This window comes from Kitasatospora sp. NPDC036755, from assembly GCF_040636595.1.
Classification (GTDB): Bacteria; Actinomycetota; Actinomycetes; order Streptomycetales; family Streptomycetaceae; genus Kitasatospora.
This window is the reverse complement of sequence record NZ_JBEZUT010000189.1, coordinates 1-16905: the sequence shown is the minus strand read 5'-3', so window position 1 is coordinate 16905 and position 16905 is coordinate 1. Positions and strand designations below refer to the sequence as shown.

Sequence of the window (16905 nt, the reverse complement as noted above, 5' to 3'; positions counted from 1 at the left end):
CACTGGCCGCGCACCCGCTGTTCCAGGTGCTGTTGGTGCTGCAGAACAACGACCAGGCCCAACTGGCCTTCCCCGGCCTGCACGCCGAGCCCGAGCCGGTGGCAGCGAGGACCGCCAAGTTCGACCTGGCGGTGGAGCTCGCCGAGGAGTTCGGGGCCGACGGGGCGCCGGCCGGCCTTCGCGGTGTGATCGAGTACTCCGCGGACCTGTTTGACCACGCGTCGGTGGGGGTGCTGGCGGACCGTCTGGTCCGCACGCTGGAGACCTGGGTGGCGGCCCCCGGCACCCCGCTCGGGCGGCTGGAAGTGCTCTCCGAGCGGGAACGGCGTCGGCTCGCCGGGGAGTGGCAGGGACCGGTGCGGGCACTGCCGGAGGCCTCGCTGGTGGAGCTGTTCGCCGCACAGGCCAGCCGTACCCCGGACGCTGTAGCGGTGGTCTACGGCGGCGGGCGGTTCAGCTATCGCGAGTTGGATGAGCGGTCCGGCCGACTGGCGGCCTGGCTCGTCGAGCATGGCGTCGGACCGGAGCGGCCGGTGCCGCTGCTGATGGAGCGTGGTCCTGAGCTGGTCGTGGCGATCCTGGCGATCCTCAAGGCCGGTGGCTTCTACGTCCCGCTGCACCCGGGCTTCCCGATACAGCGGCTGACGCAGATCCTGACGCAGACCGGCGGTCCGGTGGCCCTCACCGACGGAGCGGAGCACCGGGAGCGGATGACCGAGGCCGCGGCCGGGCTGGCCGAGACGCCGCTGGTGACGGCGCTCGATGAGCTGACCCTGCCAGCCAGGTCACTGACTATGCAACCGGTTCACCCCGACCAGCTCGCCTATGTGATGTTCACCTCTGGATCGACGGGGAGGCCCAAGGGCGTCGCAGTCCAGCACCGGGACGTTGCCGCGTTCGTCCGCGACGATCACTGGGAGCAGGCACACGAGCGGGTCCTGCTTCATGCGCCGCACTCCTTCGACGCCTCTACGTACGAGCTGTGGGTGCCGCTGGCCCGTGGTGGCCTGGTGGTACTGGCACCGCCCGGGCAGCTCGATGCGCACTCCATCGGCCGGCTGGTCAAGGAACACGGACTACTCAGCCTGCACCTGACCGCCGGACTGTTCCGGGTGCTGGCGGAGACCGCTCCCGAGGTGCTGGCGCCGCTCGACCAACTGTGGACCGGAGGCGACGTGGTGTCACCGGCGGCGGTGGCCCGGGTGCAGGGAGCGTGTCCAGGCCTGCGGGTGTTCAGCGCGTACGGTCCCACTGAGACGACGGCCTTCGCGGTGACCCACGCCGTCCCCACAGGGTCCGCCGGGGACACCGCAGTGCCGATCGGTACACCGTTGGACGACACCAAGGCATACGTGCTCGACCCGCGCCTGCGGCCGGTACCGGCCGGGGTCCCCGGCGAGCTGTACCTCGCGGGCGCAGGACTGGCCCGCGGCTACTTCGGCGACCCGGGGCGCACCGCGTCCCGCTTCGTGGCCGACCCGTTCGCCAACGACGGCAGCCGGATGTACCGCACCGGTGACCTCGCCCGGTGGCGGTCCGACGGGGTGCTGGACTACCTCGGGCGAACCGACGACCAGCTGAAGGTGCGAGGCTTCCGGATCGAGCCGGGCGAGGTGGAGGCCGCGCTCGCCGCTCACCCCGAGGTCGTCCAGTCGGCAGTCGCCGTCCATGAGGACCGGCACGGCAACAAGCGGCTGGTCGGCTACCTCGTCGCCGCGGAGCCGCTTGACCTGGACGTGGTCCGCGCCGCGCTGGCAGACCGACTGCCCGCCTACATGCTGCCGTCTGCGCTGGTGGCGCTGGACGCGCTGCCCTTGACCGAGAACGGAAAGGTCGACCGCCGGGCGCTGCCCGCCCCGCCTCCGGCCGAGGCCGGCAGCACGAGCGCCGCCCCGCCGCGCACCCCGGAGGAGGCCCGGCTAGCCCGGATCGTCGCCGAGGTGCTTGGCGTCCCCGCAGTCGGACTGCACGACAACTTCTTCGAACTGGGCGGCGACAGCATCCTCGCGATCCAGCTGGCCGGCCGAGCCCGGAGGGAAGGTCTGGTGCTGACAGCGCGCCAGGTGTTCCAGTGTGCTACGGTCGGCGCGCTGGCCGCTGTCGTCGGCGAGGTTGGCGCCGACGAACCGGAGCTGCGCGAGGCAGCCCTCGGCATCGTTCCGGCGACGCCCGTCATCGAGCGGATGCGTGCCGCCGGCGGCACGCTCGACGGTTTCCATCAGTCGGTGCTCTTGCGCACCCCCATCGGGCTTGACCAGGAGCACCTCGAAACTGCGCTGCGGACCCTGCTGGACTGCCACGACCTGCTCCGCGCCCGGCTGGTCCACGAGGGCGGCGGGAACTGGTCGCTGGACGTCCCGCCGCCCGGTACCGGCGGCTCCGCCGGGCTGCGACGCCTCGACGCGCGCGGTACGGACGAGGAGGGCGCCGAACGCGCGTTGCAGGAGGCCGCTGGCGAAGCGCTTGCCAGCCTCCGTCCCGAGGACGGCACCATGGTGCGGGCGCTGTGGTCGGACGGCGGCCCCGACCGGCCCGGGCTGCTCTTGTTGTTGATCCACCATCTGGTGGTGGACGCGGCGTCCTGGCGCATCCTCGCCGAGGACCTGGTGGCCGCCGCCGACGCGGTGGCCGCAGGACGGCCCCCGGCCCTGGACCCCGCCGCCACGTCCTTCCGCAGTTGGTCCCGGCGGCTGGCCGAGGAGGCCAGCACGCCTGCGCGGTCCGCAGAACTCGACCACTGGACCACCGTCCTGGATCGGCCCGCCGGCTCGCTGGGCGAGGTAAGGTCACGGACCGCGTCCGCCGGGCTCGGACGGCTGCGGTCGCTCACCACCACCCTATCGGCCGAACTGACCGCCGAGTTGGTCGGCACCCTGCCAGCAGCCTTCTACGCTGGGACGGACGAGGCCCTTCTGGCCGGCCTCGCCCTCGCCGTGGAGCATCGACGGCGACTGCGTGGCGCTCCGGACGTCGGAGCCGGCCTGCTCGTGGAGGTCGAAGGCCACGGCCGGGCGAGCCTCTTCGATGGTGTCGAACTGTCCCGCACAGTCGGCTGGTTCACCACCCTCCACCCGGTGCACCTCGACCCCGGGACGCCCGGCCGCACGTCGGTGCCCGAGGACCCGGCGCTCGGCGCGGCCTTCAAGCGCGTCAAGGAGCAACTGCGCGGGGTGCCGGACCGGGGCATCGGGTACGGCCTGCTCCGGTACCTCAACCCGGTCACCGCGAAGGAGCTGGCCGCTCTGGCAGAGCCGCGGGTCTGTTTCAACTACCTCGGACGGGTTGCCGCGGGCCGCGCGGACACCGGCGGCTGGTCGGTCGACCCGACGTTCACCATCCTACCGGGTGACACCGAGCCGCCGATGGCCGGCGCTCACGCGCTGACCCTCGATTGTCTGGTGCACGATGTGGCCGGCGAACCGAGGCTGGAAGCCACCTGGACCTGGTCGGACGCCGAACTCGACGAGGACGATGTCCGGGAGCTCGCCCGGCTGTGGACCGAGGCCCTCGACGCGCTCGCGACCCACGCCCGGCGGCCCGGAGCGGGCGGCCACACCCCCTCGGACATGCCGCTGGTCCGGCTCACCGGAGCAGACCTGGAGCGGCTGGAAGGCGCGTGCCCCGGTCTCGTGGAGGTGCTGCCGCTATCCCCGCTCCAGGAGGGCATGCTCTTCCACGCCCAGTTCGACCGGACCGGCGCCGACGTCTACATCACCCAGTGCGCGCTGACCCTGAGCGGTCCGTTGGACGTGTCGGCGCTGCGGGCTGCCGCCGCTGAACTGCTGCGGCGCCATGCCGCCCTGCGGGTCTGCTTCCACGAGACCGCGGCCGGCGAGGCGGTTCAGGTGCTCGTCGACGAGCCGATCGTGCCGTGGACCGAGCACGATCTGTCCGCTCTGCCCGCCGAAGAGGGCGCTGCGGAGCTGGACAGGCTGGTTGAGGAGGACCGGCGGCAGCGGATAGACCTCGCCGCCGCGCCGCTGCTGCGCTTCACTCTGCTGCGACTCAGCCCGCAGCGGCACCAGCTGTTGCTGACCAATCACCATCTGCTGCTGGACGGCTGGTCGGTGCCGGTCGTCTTCGAGGAACTGTTCTCCCTCTACCTCGCCAACGGCGCGGACTCCGGCCTGCCCCGCCCCCGGCCCTACCAGGACTACCTGCGCTGGCTTGGGGCCCGCGACCGGGACCTCACCCGAGCTGCCTGGCGCGAGGCCCTGGCCGGGGCGGTCCCCACGGTGCTGTCCGGGCCCGACCTGGCCACTGCCGCACCGGATTCCGAGCGGCAGGCCGTTGAACTGCCGATCGAGCTGACCCTCAACCTCACCACCCTGGCCCGCCAGCTGGGCATCACGGTCAACACTGTGCTCCAGGCTGCCTGGGGTGTGCTGCTGTCCCGGATCACTGGACGGTCGGACGTGCTGTTCGGCGCTGCGGTCTCCGGTCGGCCGGCCGAGCTCGAAGGGGTGGAACGCACCGTCGGGCTGTTCATCAACACCATCCCGGTGCGGGTTGCCGTCGACCCGGCCGAGCCGGTCACCGCGCTGCTGGCCCGGCTGCAGGGCGAACAGGCCGAACTGGTCCCGCACCACTACCTCGGCCTGGCCGAACTGCAACGGCTCACCGGGTTGCCCCAGCTCTTCGACACCATGCTCACGTTCGAGAACTACCCGGACACCGCCGTCGTGGCGGCTGGCGTACAGGGGCCCACCGTCGAGGAGTTCGACGTTCGCGACGGCACCAGCTATCCGCTGGCGCTGGTGGTCACACCGGGCGAGCGGCTTCACCTGCGCGCTGACCACCAGCCGCAGGCCTTCACCGGTGAGGCAGTAGCCGCGCTGCTCGCTCTGCTCGGCCGAATTCTCGCAGAGATCGTCGCCGATCCCAGCCGACCGGTCGGTACCCTGCCCGGCCCAACCGCCGAACAGGCCCTCGTGCCGACCGCGCCAATTCCCACGCCAGCGCTGCCCGCCGTCGACCGAACCATGGGCCGGATGCCGTACGGCCGACTGGAGACCGCGCTGTGTGAACTGCTCGCTGACGTCCTGGACGTTCCCGAGCTCGGCGCCGAGGACAACTTTTTCGCCCGCGGCGGTGACTCCCTGCAGGCCGCCAGGGCCGCACGCCGGCTGCGCACCGAGCTCGGCCTCCAGGTGGACGTCCGGCTGATCTACGAGTGCGGCACAGCGGCGCAGTTGGTCAGGCGGCTCGGCGAACGCACCGTGGCCGACGATCTGGCACCACTGCTCCCGCTACGCACCGGCGGCGACTGCCCGCCGCTGTTCTGCCTGCATCCGGGCGTTGGCATCGGCTGGTCCTACCTGGGACTCACCCGGCACCTGGACGACTCCCGCCCGCTGTACGCGCTGCAGTCCCGCGGGCTGACCGAACCTGCCGCCCGGCCCGCCGACATGGCTGCGCTGGTGGATGACTACCTCGAGCGGATCCGCTCGGTACAGCCCACCGGCCCCTACCACCTGCTGGGTTGGTCCTTCGGCGGGGTCGCCGCGCATGCTGTCGCCGCCGAACTGCAGCGCCGAGGGGAACGGGTGGGCGTGCTCGCCATGCTCGACGCCTACCCGGCGGCCGACCTGCCGGGGCTCACCCCGGTCGAGGTCGAGCAGGGAGTCCTGCTCGACCTCGCGACCCGCCTCGGCCTCACTCCCGACCCGGGCGTCCTCGACCGCGCCGAGCTGTACCGGATGATCGCCGCGGCACCCGGTGCCGACGAGTACGCCGACCCCGGCACTCTTGACGCGATCGTGGACACCGGAGCCGACAACTCCCGACTGCTGTACGGCCACACTCCTGGCACTTTCCTCGGCGGGCTGCTCTTCTTCACCGCCACCCGCGACCTGTCCGCAGACCGATCGGCGATCGGCTCCTGGCAGCCGCACATCGACGGTGGGATCGACGAACGGCCGGTGGACTGCGGGCACCTGGACATGACGACCGCCCGTGCCCTGGCGGTTATCGGGCCCGCACTGAACGAGGCACTGACGCGCGCGGAGCGGCCGGCCGCAGTGGACGAACAGACCGACACGAGGGGCGGTGCGGCACAATGAACAAGACCGCAACATTCCATGAGATCACCGAGGCCAGCCTGCGGCCCAAACTGGTCCGGATCGAGGGCAACCTGTACGGGGCTGTTTTCACCTTGATGAAACTCGTCCCGGCCCGCTACATCCTGCGCCGTGCCCTGGAGCGCGGCGACCTCGCGCCGGAGACTGTCATCACCGAGACCACCTCCGGCACCTTCGGTCTGGCCCTGGCCATGCAGGCCGCGCTGCTGAACCGCCGTCTGGTTCTCGTCAGCGATCCCGTGATCGACGCCAACCTGCACCGCCGGCTCACCGACCTCGGCGCCGCCGTGGAGATCGTCAAGGAACCCGCCGCCGAGGGCGGCTACCAGGGCTCCAGGCTGGCCCGGCTCGCCCGACTCCGCGCCCAGTTGCCCAGCACCTTCTGCCCCGAGCAGTACACCAATCCCGACAACCCCGCCTCCTACACCGTGATCGCCGAGCACCTCACCGCCAGCCTCGGTCAGGTCGACTGCGTGGTGGGTCCGGTCGGCTCGGGCGGTTCCATGTGCGGCACGGTCCGCGCGCTGCGTTCCGCCACCCCGCACACCCGCGCCATCGGCGTCGACACGCACCGCAGCATGCTCTTCGGGCAGCCCGACGGTCCGCGGCAACTCCGCGGCCTGGGCAACAGCCTGATGCCCGGTAACCTCGACCACGCAGTCTTTGACGAGGTGCATTGGTGCACCGCCGCCGCCGCTTACGCCACCACCAGGTGGGCCCACCGCCGACACGCCCTGTTCCAGGGACCCACCAGCGGAGCCGCTCTATTGGTCGCCCGTTGGTGGGCCGCGCAGAACCCCGACGCGGTCTGCGTGGCGATGCTGCCGGACGAGGGCTACCGCTACCAGGACACGGTCTACGATGACACCTGGCTCGTCCAGCAGGGGATCGACCTGATGCTTCCACCCGAGAAACCAACCGAACTGGCCCACCCCACACAGGAGCACAGCGAGTGGACCTGGTACCCCTGGCAACGCCGCACGCTCTCCGACGTGCTGGGTCGGACCACCCCCGCCGGGCGGCCGCGATGACTGACACGGGCCGTATACGCGGCACCCTCAGGGAACGCACCCGCCAACTGGTCTACGGCGAACTCGACGCGGCCGCGCTGCGCCGCGAACTCGGACCGATCAGCGAGGTCGACCTTGCCCACCTGGTCATGTTGCGCGAACGGGACCTCATCGACCCGCCCGGTGCGGCCCGGTTGCTGCGGCTGATCGGCGACCTGCGAGCTGCGGAGTTCGCTCCGTTGCTCGGGCGGCCCGCCCCGCGCGGCGCCTATCTGATGTACGAGGAGTACCTCGTCGGCGAGCTGGGTGAGGCCGCCGGACGGCTGCACACCGGGCGCTCCCGCAATGACCTCAAGGCCACCGTGACTGCAATCCAACTGCGGGGCTGGACATTGGAATTCCTTTCCGAGGCGACGCGGCTGGAGGCAGTCTTGTTGGCTCGGGCCCGGGCGCATGCAGACGTCCTGATGCCCGTCTACACGCACTTCCAGGCCGCCATGCCGATCACCTACGGCTACTACCTGTCCGGGATCGCACTCGCCCTCGGCCGGGACGTCGAGGCGATGCTTCGCGCCCTCGACGGACTGTCCGCCTGCCCGATGGGCGCCGGCGCCGTGGCCGGCAGCGACCTGCCCATCGATCCCGTCAGGGTGGCGGCGTTGCTCGGGTTCGAGCGCCCCGCTGCCCACGCGCTGGACGCCGTTGCCAGCCGAGACACCCTGTTGCGCCTGGTCGGGGCAGCGGCCGGGGTGGCCATCACGCTCAGCCGGCTGGCCACCGACCTGCAGCTTTGGAGTACCGCCGAGTTCGGCTTCCTGCATTTCCCGGACAGACTGGTCGGTGGCAGCTCCGCGATGCCGCAGAAGCGCAACGCCTTCCTGCTGGAGCACGTCAAAGCCAAGGCTGCCCACGTCCAGGGCGCCTGGAGCGCCGCCGCAGCAGCGATCAAGTCGACCCCGTTCACCAACACCATCGAGGTCGGCACCGAAGCGGTCAGCGCGGCCCTGCCGGGACTCCAGGCGGCCACCGACAGTGTGCTGTTCTGCCAGGCCCTGGTCGGCGGGGCCCGGCCTGTTCCGAAGCGAATGGCCCGGCGCGCCGAAGAGGGCTTTGTGACGGCGACGATCGTTGCCAACGGCCTGGTCCGCGCGGGCCTTCCGTTCCGCACTGCGCACCAGCTGGTCGGCGATGCCGTCAGGAGGACCGTCGAAAGCGGCGGTTCCCGCCTCGAAGGTGTCCGGCTGCCTCAGGGCACCCCGAGCGGGGTGGCTGCCGACGTACCGCTGCGCCAGGCCGCCGAGGCACTGCGCCACGGCGGCGGTCCCGGAGAACTGGATGCCATCCTCGACAGGGCGCTGCGCGACCTGGCCGGTCGGGCCGAGCAGTGCGCCGGGCTGCGTGTCCGGCTACGAGAATCCGCGCGGACCAGGACCGAGGCCGTGCGACACGTCATGGACGAAGGAACAAACGGATGAGCAACCCGTACACCGCAGCACCCGACCGGCCCGAGCCCCGGCTGGTGCTGGTGGAGAGCAACACCACCGGCACCGGGCGCCGGTTCTGCGCCGCCGCGCGCCGCCGCGGCCTGCATCCGGTGATCCTTGCACGCGACCCGGCGCGGTACCCCTACATCGTCGAGGACGGCATCACCGCCGTGGCGCTGGATACCGGCGACAAGGAAGCCGTGCTCGCCGAATGCCGGCGGCTGGCCACCGAGGCCGGACTCGCCGGAGTCACCTCTAGTTCAGAGTACTTCATTGCCACCGCCGCGACCGTCGCTGCCGAACTTGGGCTGCCCGCCCCCGACGCTGAAGCCGTCCGCCGCTGCCGCGACAAGGCGCTCCAGCGCGCCCTGCTGGAGCGCTCCGGCGTATCCGTGCCGCGCCACCGAACCGTCGGAGGGTCAGATGAAGCCGTCTATGCAGCAGAGGAGTTGGGCCTTCCGGTGGTCGTCAAGCCGGTCGCCGGATCCGGCTCGGTCGGCGTCAAGCTGTGCCGTACGGCCGAGGAGACCGCCGTCTGGGCGGGCCGACTGTGCACAGAGGCGGAACTAGGCGCCGCCGACCGGATACTGGTCGAGGAGTTCGTCGAAGGCCCGGAGTTCTCCGTCGAGACCCTCGACGGCACCGTCGCCGCCGTCATCGGCAAACACCTCGGACCGCCGCCGCACTTCGTGGAGACCGGCCACGACTACCCGGCCCCAGCCGAGCCCGCTGAGCGTGAAGCGCTCGGGGAGACGGCGCTGGCCGCGCTGCGCGCCCTCGGCCTCGGCTGGGGCGCCGCTCACACAGAGTTGCGGATGACCGACCGCGGCCCCGTCGTCATTGAGGTCAACCCGCGACTGGCGGGCGGGATGATCCCCGTCATGATCCAAGCGGCCGCCGGCACCGATCTGGTCGACACTGTGATCGCCCGCGCTGCTGGGCAGCCGCTGCCCGACCGGGGCTCGGGAACCGATCACGGCGCGATCCGCTTCCTGCTGGAGCCGGGAACCGTCCGCATCGACGCGGTCCGCCCCCTCGCCGGGTCGCTCCCCGGCAGTCCACACGCTGCCGAACTCACCGTCATTGCCGGTACGGCGGTCACCGCCGCTGGATCGTTCAAGGACCGGCTGGGCTACGTGGTCTGCACCGGACCGGACACCCCGGCTGCCGGGGCCGCCGCCGAACAGGCCCTTGGCGGTCTGCGCCGCGCCCTCTCCCTCACCCGGTTGGACGGCGATGTCGCCGCCGAACTATCGAAGGGCGGCAGATGAGCCCGCACCCCGTATCGCCCGGGGGCACCACCATCCCCCCGGGCCCCGTTCCAGCGGCTCGCCGCAGTGGCCTGTCCTCGGCCGCGGCGGCCACCGCCGTCCTGCTCGCCGGCGTGCCCGCCCCCTGGTTGCGTGAGCACCCCGCGGCGCTTGCCGTCGTTCTTCTCACCATCGCCGGGGCCGGCGCCGTCGCGCTGTGCGCCCGGTCCGCACCGGCGCAGCGCACCGTCCTCGCCGCCGCCACCGTGCTTGCCCTGGTGCTGGTGTTCGGCGTGGTGATCTGGCCCGCGCCGCTCCTGCTCGGTCCCGTGGCGGTGTGGCTTGCCATACGGTACCGGCCCGCCCTGCGGCCCGGCGTCGATTGGCTGCGCCGCGGCAAGCTCGGCCGCGGCCTGTCATGGCAGATCGCCGCCACCATCGCGGTCAGCGCCACGGCGCTGATCCTTTGGGCACTGATCACAGACCCCGTTCCCGGTCCCTACCTGACGAGTATGCAGAGCCGGCCGGTGGTGGTCGCGATGGCCGGGGTGCTGGCGTTCTCGCTGCTCAATGCGGCTTGCGAGGAGGCGGCCTACCGGGGAGTCTTCCAGAGCGAGCTGACGGCCCTGATGGGCGCAGGCCCGGCCGTCGTGGTCCAGGCCGCGGGATTCGGCCTGGCACACGCCACTGGGTTCCCGTCCGGCCCGGCCGGAATCCTGCTGGCCACCGTCTACGGCCTCATGCTGGGGGTGATCCGCCACCGCAGTGCCGGCCTGCTCGCACCATACCTCGCCCACGTGTGCGCGGACCTCACCATCGGGGCGCTGGCCCTGACGGTGCTTGCGTCATGACGGGAGGCCGGACCAAACGCTCCTGGTGGCGTCACCGTCCCGCTGCCCCGGCGGTGGGAGTCCCCGGCCGAGCGCTGCTGGAGATCGACCACGTTAGCAAGGTGTACGCGCGCGGGGCGCGCGCCAACGATGATATCTGCCTGCAGGTCACCGAGGGTGAGGTGGTCGCATTGCTTGGGCACAACGGCGCTGGGAAGACGACTCTGGTCAACCAGGTTGCGGGACTCGCGGTGCCGACCTCGGGTCGCATCCGGGTAGCCGGCCATGACCCCGTCGCCGAGCCCGCGCGGGCCCGTGCCATCGTCTCCTTGATGCCCCAGGCACACGCGCCGCTGGCCGGGGTGACACCCCGGCAGGCGATCACCATGCTGGCCCGGATCCGAGGCGCGAGCCGCACCGAAGCACGGGCTGAGGCCGACGGCCTGCTGTCCGTGCTGGACGCACAGGTATGGGCAGACACTCCCGGCGACCGGCTCTCGGGCGGCATCCGCAGGCTCACCGCGTACGGCATGACCGCTGCCCGGGCTGGCCGGATCATGGTGCTTGACGAGCCGACCAACGACGTCGATCCCGTCCGCCGCCGGTTGTTGTGGCAGGACATCGCGGGCCGGGCCGCCATCGGCCGGGCTGTCCTGGTGGTCACTCACAACATCGGCGAGGCGGAGACCTACGCCGACCGCGTGGTGATCCTCGACGCTGGCCGGGTTGTCCTGCAGGGCATCCCCGCCGAGCTCCGCGCGACTCACGCTGTCGGTCTCGAAGAGCTCTATCCCACGCTGGTCGGATCCGGCGGAAGAGGAGAGTATGCGTAGCTGGACGGCCGAGTATCTGCTCCTACTGCAGTGGGCGGTGCTCCGCAAAAAGCGGTATCTCCCCCTCAACCTGATCATCCAAGTCGGCTTGGCAGTCGGCATAGTGGTTGGCTTCTCCTACATGCTCCCGCAGCTGGATCAGGTTGGTGCGGTCTACCTGACTTCGGGTGCCACCGTCATGGGCTTCATCACGGTCGGAATGGTCCTCGCCCCGCAGGAGGTCGCCCAGGCCAAGCTGGAGGGCGCCTTCGAGTTCAACCGCTCGCTGCCCGTGCCGCGGTCCGCGATGATGGCCGCCGACGCCACCGTCTCATTGGTCACTGCGCTCCCGGGCATCGTGCTAGGACTGGTTGCTGCCCGCCTGCGGTTCGGGCCGGGCCTCGACATCAGTCCGCTGGCCCTGCCCGGCTTCGCCCTCGTCGCGCTCTGCGCCCTCGGCATCGGCTACGGCATCTCCTACGTGCTGACCCCTCCTGCCACCTCCGCTGTCTGCCAGGCGGTGGTCTTTGCATCGCTCATGTTCTCACCGATCAACTTCCCAATCGAGCGTCTACCGAGCTGGCTGGCGGGGGTTCACCATTTCCTCCCGTTTCTCCCGATGGCGCGGATCGCCCGCGGTGTGCTCTTCGCCGACCATCGCGGCGCCGACGCTGCGTCCTTCGTCGTCCTCGCCCTCTGGTGCGCCGGTGGCCTGGCCCTCTCGCTGCGTATCATGTGCCGTCGAGGCTGACTGGATGACGATTTGAACTGGCTGCCAGTTGGATGTAGTTGTTCTATCGATCTGATTCGCAATCAAGGGATCCCTGGAGAACCCGTCGGACTTCGAAGGGTGCGTCGCGAAGGACGCGCAGGCTGCGAACGACGGCATGACCACGATCGGCAAGTTCGAGGGGGACAAGGCCTGGCTGGTTGGCTCCGACAGCCGCAATCGCGGCTCCCTGTTCGTCGCCATCTGGAGCGGCACCGCCACCGAGATCGCCGACTGCGGCGCCCTGGCGGTCTACCCGGCCGGCGGCTGGAGGCGAGACGGTCTCCTACGCCCTTCTCGTGTCCCTGACGACACCCGAGGTCGAGACTGACCTCTACACCCCGACCGCGGTACGGCTCGACGTACCCATCTCGGCCGGCCTGGCCGCGCGAGTGGAGACATCGGCCGGGATCCCCGTACAGCTGCCCTCGGAGTGGTAGACCGCGGCAGCGCTGTGGAGCTGGGAGGGTAGCCAACCCTGCGGCCTGGAGGCTGCCCGCCCCGGGATGCCGGTCCGACGCAGCTGCGCCGGGCCGACGAGGGGTTCTGGCCGCGGCTGCCGCTACGCGGCGAGCGGCAGGTCGTCGCCGCCGCAGGGGAGGGTTCGGAGTTGGCCTGTTTGGGCTTGGTCGAGTGCTCGGGCGAGGGCGTTGACGGCTTTGGTCAGCGGAGTCCTTAAAGAGGTGGCCGTAGAGGTTGTTGGTGATCGCCAGGGTGGAGTGGCGCATCGTCTTGGAGACGACGGCCAGGGGGATGTCGGCGGCGATCACGATGCTGGCGGCGGTGTACCTCAGGTCGTGCAGGCCAATCCGGGGGAGGCCGAGTTCGGCGGTGCGCTTGCGGAGTTGGTCGAGGACCCACTGCGGGCGCATCGGCTTCCCGCTCGGGAGGGCGAATACCAGGCCCTCCAACCGGCCGTCCGGGTGGGCGGCCATCTGGAGGGTGGCCATGACTCTGGGGGAGAGGCTGATCCAGGCGCGGCTGACTTCGGTCTTGGGCTCGCGGAGGTGGATCTTTCCGTTGTCGATGGCGGCGAGGGTCCAGCGGACGTAGAGCTTGCGGTCCATGAGGTGGACGTCGGACCAGTGGAGGGTGAGGACTTCGCCGCGGTGCATGCCGGTGCCGAGCATGACCTCGAACAGGTCGGTCAGCTGGTCGGCGTCCTGCTCTGCGCCGTGGCGCAGGAAGAAGGCAGCCTCGTCGGGGGTCCAGCAGGTGCGCTCGGCGGCGCGGGGTCGAGCGGGGACGGAGTGCTTGGCCGGGTTGTAGCGCAGCCCCCAGGCGCGCACCGCGTGGTTGAGGGCGTTGCGCAGGGTGGAGACGATCCGGTAGACGGTGACCTTGCCTCGCCTGGCCTTGCGCTGGGCGGCGATCCAACGCTCGACGTGCTTCGGACGCAGGTCGGGCAGCCGGTAGTGGCCGAAGGCGGGGATCAGGTCTCGCTCTACACACGCCTCGTAGCCGGCGTACGTGTTCGGCGCGAGCTCCTCCTTCCGCGCCGCCAGCCACCGCCGCAGGAAACTCGCCACCGTGACGCGCCAGTCCTCGTACACCCCGCGCAGCTCACCGTTCAGCACCGCCTTCATCTCCCGGGCCGCCTCCGCACGGGTGGCGAACCCGCCGCGCCGGCGGGTCTTGCGCCTCCCGTCCTCGGGGGCCAGGTCGACGCAGTACGTCCACGACCCGTGCCCGCCTCCTCCAGCAACCGCACACACCATGGACCCAACTGCCTCCCGTGCCCGTCCGAACAACCACACCGCGGGTACACCCTGCCACGCTGCGCACGCTGTCCCGTGAGCTTCCCCTTCTCTCGGACTGGGTGGTGCCTCTGGGGCAAGTGGCTGCTGTGTCGGGTGTGGCGGCAGAGCGTGCGGGGCGGTGCGCGAAGCATTCAGAACCAGACGGCGAAGACACGCTCAAGACGACACACCGCCCGGAAGATCACCACCCGTAGCCGGTGGGTAAGCGACCGTGATCCGCCCGCAGGTGCTGGCCCCGCGAGCAGGCCGGCGCCATCTGTGCATCGGCTGTCAGGATCGCTCGGTGGTGCTTGCTGAAGGGCCGACAGATATCGGTCAACCGGCAGTAGCTACGGCGGGGTCGCTGGCCCTGGGACCACTTTGGGGCCACATCCGATGAGCCCCCATGAACGCTGATGGGCGAAAAAGGACACTTGTGTACGAAGTGGCCACTGAGCGACTGTCGGCAGCCTGTGACGCCGCTTCTGCTTTGGAGTTTCCAACTCACTTGTACCTTATCGTAGTTGAGCAGCAAGAAGGTCGGAACCTTGAGGTCTCGGCTGTCGACAATAGTTGAACCCCTGGGGGTCAAGGGGTCGCAGGTTCAAATCCTGTCGTCCCGACTGTGAAGTCGGTTGTGAGAGCGGGTACTTGGGAAACCAGACACCCGCTCTCAGTCGTTTCCGGGGGCCGCGTGGTCGCAGGGTGATCGCGACTCCTGATGTGGCGTCAGGTGGTCTCGCGTGGGAGGTCGGCTCGATCGAGCGCGTCGGCGAGAGCGGTGACGGCTTCGCGGGCGGCTTGGGGGAGCAGGTGGCCGTAGATGTTGACGGTGGTGGCCAGGGTGGAGTGCCGCAGGGTCTTGGAGACGACGGCGAGCGGCACCTGGGAACTGATCATGATGGTGGCGGCGGTGTGGCGCAGGTCGTGAAGGCCGATCTTGGGCAGGCCGATCTCGGCTGAGCGTTGGCGCAGGGTGTGCAGGAGCCGTTCGGGGCTGACGGGCTTGCCGTCCGGGCGGGTGAAGACCATGCCGTTCAGGCGGGGCTGGTCGGGATGCATGCCGCGATGGCGGGTGGCCTGGCGGCGCAGTGCGGCCGTGACGCGGGGGGAGAGGCTGACCCAGTTGCGGCTGGCGCGGGTCTTGGGCGCTTGCAGGTGCAGGCGGGCGTTGTTGATCGATGCGAGGGTCCAGCGTACGAACAGGACGCGCTGGCGAAAGTGGACTTCGGGCCAGTGCAGACCGAGGACCTCGCCGCGGCGCATTCCGGTGCCGAGGATGACCTCGAAGATGTCGGCGTAGACGTCGTTGTAGGTCTCGGTGTTGTGGTGGAGGAAAGCGGATGCCTGCTGCGGTGTCCAGCACCGGCGCTCGGGTGCGGCGGGACGCTTGAGCGCGGCGTTGCGGGCGGGATTGCGGGCCAGCAGGTTGGCGCTGACGGCGGCGTTCATGGCGCTGGAGAGGATGGTGCAGCAGCGGTGGACGGTGGGGCGTCCGCGGCCGGCGGCCAGCTGTTTGCGGGACCAGGTGGTGACGTGTCGGTCGCGCAGGGCGTTCAGGGGCAGGGAGCCGAAGGCGGGTATGAGGTCGTGGTGGACGTGGCGGTGGTAGCCGGCGTAGGTGGTGGCCTTGAGGACGTCCTGTTTGGAGAGCAGCCACTCGGTCAGGTACTCGGCGACGGTCAGGGTCTCGTCCAGCGTGATTCCGGTGCGCTCTGCCGCCAGGAATCGCTGCAGGGCGGTCAGGGCCGTGTTCTCGTCGGGGAAGCCGCTGCGGCGGCGGGTCTCGCGCTTGCCGGAGGTGCTGGGCAGGTCGACGGCGTAGGCCCAGCGGCCGTGCTCGGGCTGGGTGTTCAGTATCGGGCAGCGGGCGCCGTACTGGCGTCCGGCGGCGTCGCGGCAGCCGCAGCGCCGGTAGACGCGTCCGCGCTGGGGATCGGTCAGGCTCATGGGATTCGCTCCTTGTGTGATCGGACTGCCGCAAGCATCACGCCGTGGCGCCCTGGCGCGGCAGGGAGCGGACCATGGCGCGGAGGAAGCGAACTGTGCGACCACCTGTGCCTGTGAGCTGCGGCGATCCCTTTGGAAAGCGAACAAAGGGGCGGGTTGGCGAATTCGGCGGCTTCTTCTTGCGGTGCGACGGCGCGATTTTATGAGCGTCGAACAATGAGCGTTGTAGTTCGGTGACCTCCCGAGATCCTGCGCGCGGAGCGTCGGATTTCTGGTGCGCAGCAGTCATTCGGCGTGCCGGATCCTTGGGGAGTTTTTCGCGTCTATCGAGCAGCCCGTGGGACGGGAATGCGCTGCGGCGGCCTTCGGCCGCGCCGGTGCGCCAGGCTGGGAGCTGCCAGGCGGTTGCACCGGATGGCCCCAGGGAGCAGTGAAGCGCGCTTGCGGCGCGCGCCGGACGCGGCCCCCAGAGCAACTGGAATGGTCGTTCCGGCCCCAGCACTGGGGCTGGCGTGGACGGCGGCTCGAAGGGGCGGTCCACGGATGGTGGGTTCCCTTTCTCGGGATGAGACATCCCGAACTCTGTCATATGGTGCAAACCTGAACTATTGGTGCCGCCATCTCGGGCTCTGGCGCGGACAGGGGAGGAGGGCAGTGCCGTGTCCAACAGTGCTGAGCCGATCCACACGCGCCTTGCGGAGCTTGCCGGCCCACAAGATCCCGACCAGGTTGTTGTTGATCTCGGCTGCGGGGCGGGACCGACGCTGCGGGCTGTCAGTCGGATAGCGCCGCAGGCTTCCCTCGTGGGGATCGACCGTTCGGCGGAGTCGCTGCACCAGGTCCACGCGGCTCTGGCAGGCCACAAGGGGTCGACGGCGACGATCGTTGCTGATCTGCGCGACCCTCTCCCGTGCTCCGATACGAGCGTGGACGTCGTCTTGTCGTACAACACCATCGAGTGCCTGCCGGACCCGCTGGAGA

Annotated in this window: 10 protein-coding genes and 1 pseudogene; 9 read left to right on the top strand and 2 right to left on the bottom strand. The window is 70.3% G+C overall.

The features are described 5' to 3' along the window. Positions 1-2 precede the first annotated feature (2 nt). The 8 genes from AB0E96_RS25505 (at position 3) to AB0E96_RS25470 (ending at position 12566) form a co-directional block, all read left to right on the top strand. Positions 3-6062 carry an amino acid adenylation domain-containing protein gene (locus AB0E96_RS25505; protein WP_359827629.1) on the top strand — a complete coding sequence of 2020 codons (6060 nt, stop codon included), beginning with the start codon at positions 3-5 and terminating at the stop codon, positions 6060-6062. Beyond that, on the top strand, positions 6059-7111 hold the full coding sequence (locus tag AB0E96_RS25500) for a pyridoxal-phosphate dependent enzyme (RefSeq protein ID WP_359827627.1): 1053 nt from the start codon (positions 6059-6061) through the stop codon (positions 7109-7111). Before AB0E96_RS25505 ends, AB0E96_RS25500 begins: the two co-directional genes overlap by 4 nt. Next, the gene (locus tag AB0E96_RS25495) at positions 7108-8565 is read left to right on the top strand and encodes an argininosuccinate lyase (RefSeq protein ID WP_359827625.1); all 1458 of its coding nucleotides are present in this window, start codon (positions 7108-7110) and stop codon (positions 8563-8565) included. The genes AB0E96_RS25500 and AB0E96_RS25495 overlap by 4 nt, the downstream gene beginning before the upstream one ends. Further along, positions 8562-9845 (top strand): ATP-grasp domain-containing protein, encoded by a 1284-nt coding sequence (locus AB0E96_RS25490; protein WP_359827623.1) that lies wholly within the window; start codon positions 8562-8564, stop codon positions 9843-9845. The genes AB0E96_RS25495 and AB0E96_RS25490 overlap by 4 nt, the downstream gene beginning before the upstream one ends. Next, the gene (locus tag AB0E96_RS25485; RefSeq protein ID WP_359827621.1) at positions 9842-10675 is read left to right on the top strand and encodes a type II CAAX endopeptidase family protein; all 834 of its coding nucleotides are present in this window, start codon (positions 9842-9844) and stop codon (positions 10673-10675) included. Before AB0E96_RS25490 ends, AB0E96_RS25485 begins: the two co-directional genes overlap by 4 nt. 101 nt (positions 10676-10776) lie before the next feature. Further along, positions 10777-11487, top strand: a complete 711-nt coding sequence (locus AB0E96_RS25480) for an ABC transporter ATP-binding protein (protein ID WP_359827619.1) — start codon at positions 10777-10779, stop codon at positions 11485-11487. Next, entirely contained in the window at positions 11480-12217 is a 738-nt protein-coding gene (locus tag AB0E96_RS25475; protein WP_359827618.1) for an ABC transporter permease, read from the top strand. The genes AB0E96_RS25480 and AB0E96_RS25475 overlap by 8 nt, the downstream gene beginning before the upstream one ends. Before the next feature lie 136 nt (positions 12218-12353). After that, the gene (locus tag AB0E96_RS25470; RefSeq protein WP_359827630.1) at positions 12354-12566 is read left to right on the top strand and encodes a hypothetical protein; all 213 of its coding nucleotides are present in this window, start codon (positions 12354-12356) and stop codon (positions 12564-12566) included. A gap of 355 nt (positions 12567-12921) precedes the next feature. On the opposite strand, the pseudogene AB0E96_RS25465 reads toward AB0E96_RS25470, so the two are convergent. Next, a pseudogene (locus AB0E96_RS25465) lies at positions 12922-13821 on the bottom strand (site-specific integrase); the annotation flags it as partial. An 882-nt stretch (positions 13822-14703) separates the two neighbouring features. Beyond that, on the bottom strand, positions 14704-15924 hold the full coding sequence (locus tag AB0E96_RS25460) for a tyrosine-type recombinase/integrase (RefSeq protein WP_359827616.1): 1221 nt from the start codon (positions 15922-15924) through the stop codon (positions 14704-14706). 659 nt (positions 15925-16583) lie between these two features. On the opposite strand from AB0E96_RS25460, the gene AB0E96_RS25455 reads away from it, so the two are divergent. Then, positions 16584-16905: class I SAM-dependent methyltransferase (locus AB0E96_RS25455; RefSeq protein WP_359827615.1), on the top strand; the 322-nt coding region annotated here is incomplete at its 3' end.

Bases quoted from the DNA above. Each gene is read 5' to 3' on its own strand.
- AB0E96_RS25500 (WP_359827627.1), top strand. From the start codon at position 6,059: ATGAACAAGACCGCAACATTCCATGAGATCACCGAGGCCAGCCTGCGG.
- AB0E96_RS25495 (WP_359827625.1), top strand. From the start codon at position 7,108: ATGACTGACACGGGCCGTATACGCGGCACCCTCAGGGAACGCACCCGC.
- AB0E96_RS25490 (WP_359827623.1), top strand. From the start codon at position 8,562: ATGAGCAACCCGTACACCGCAGCACCCGACCGGCCCGAGCCCCGGCTG.
- AB0E96_RS25485 (WP_359827621.1), top strand. From the start codon at position 9,842: ATGAGCCCGCACCCCGTATCGCCCGGGGGCACCACCATCCCCCCGGGC.
- AB0E96_RS25475 (WP_359827618.1), top strand. From the start codon at position 11,480: ATGCGTAGCTGGACGGCCGAGTATCTGCTCCTACTGCAGTGGGCGGTG.
- AB0E96_RS25470 (WP_359827630.1), top strand. From the start codon at position 12,354: ATGACCACGATCGGCAAGTTCGAGGGGGACAAGGCCTGGCTGGTTGGC.
- AB0E96_RS25460 (WP_359827616.1), bottom strand. From the start codon at position 15,924: ATGAGCCTGACCGATCCCCAGCGCGGACGCGTCTACCGGCGCTGCGGC.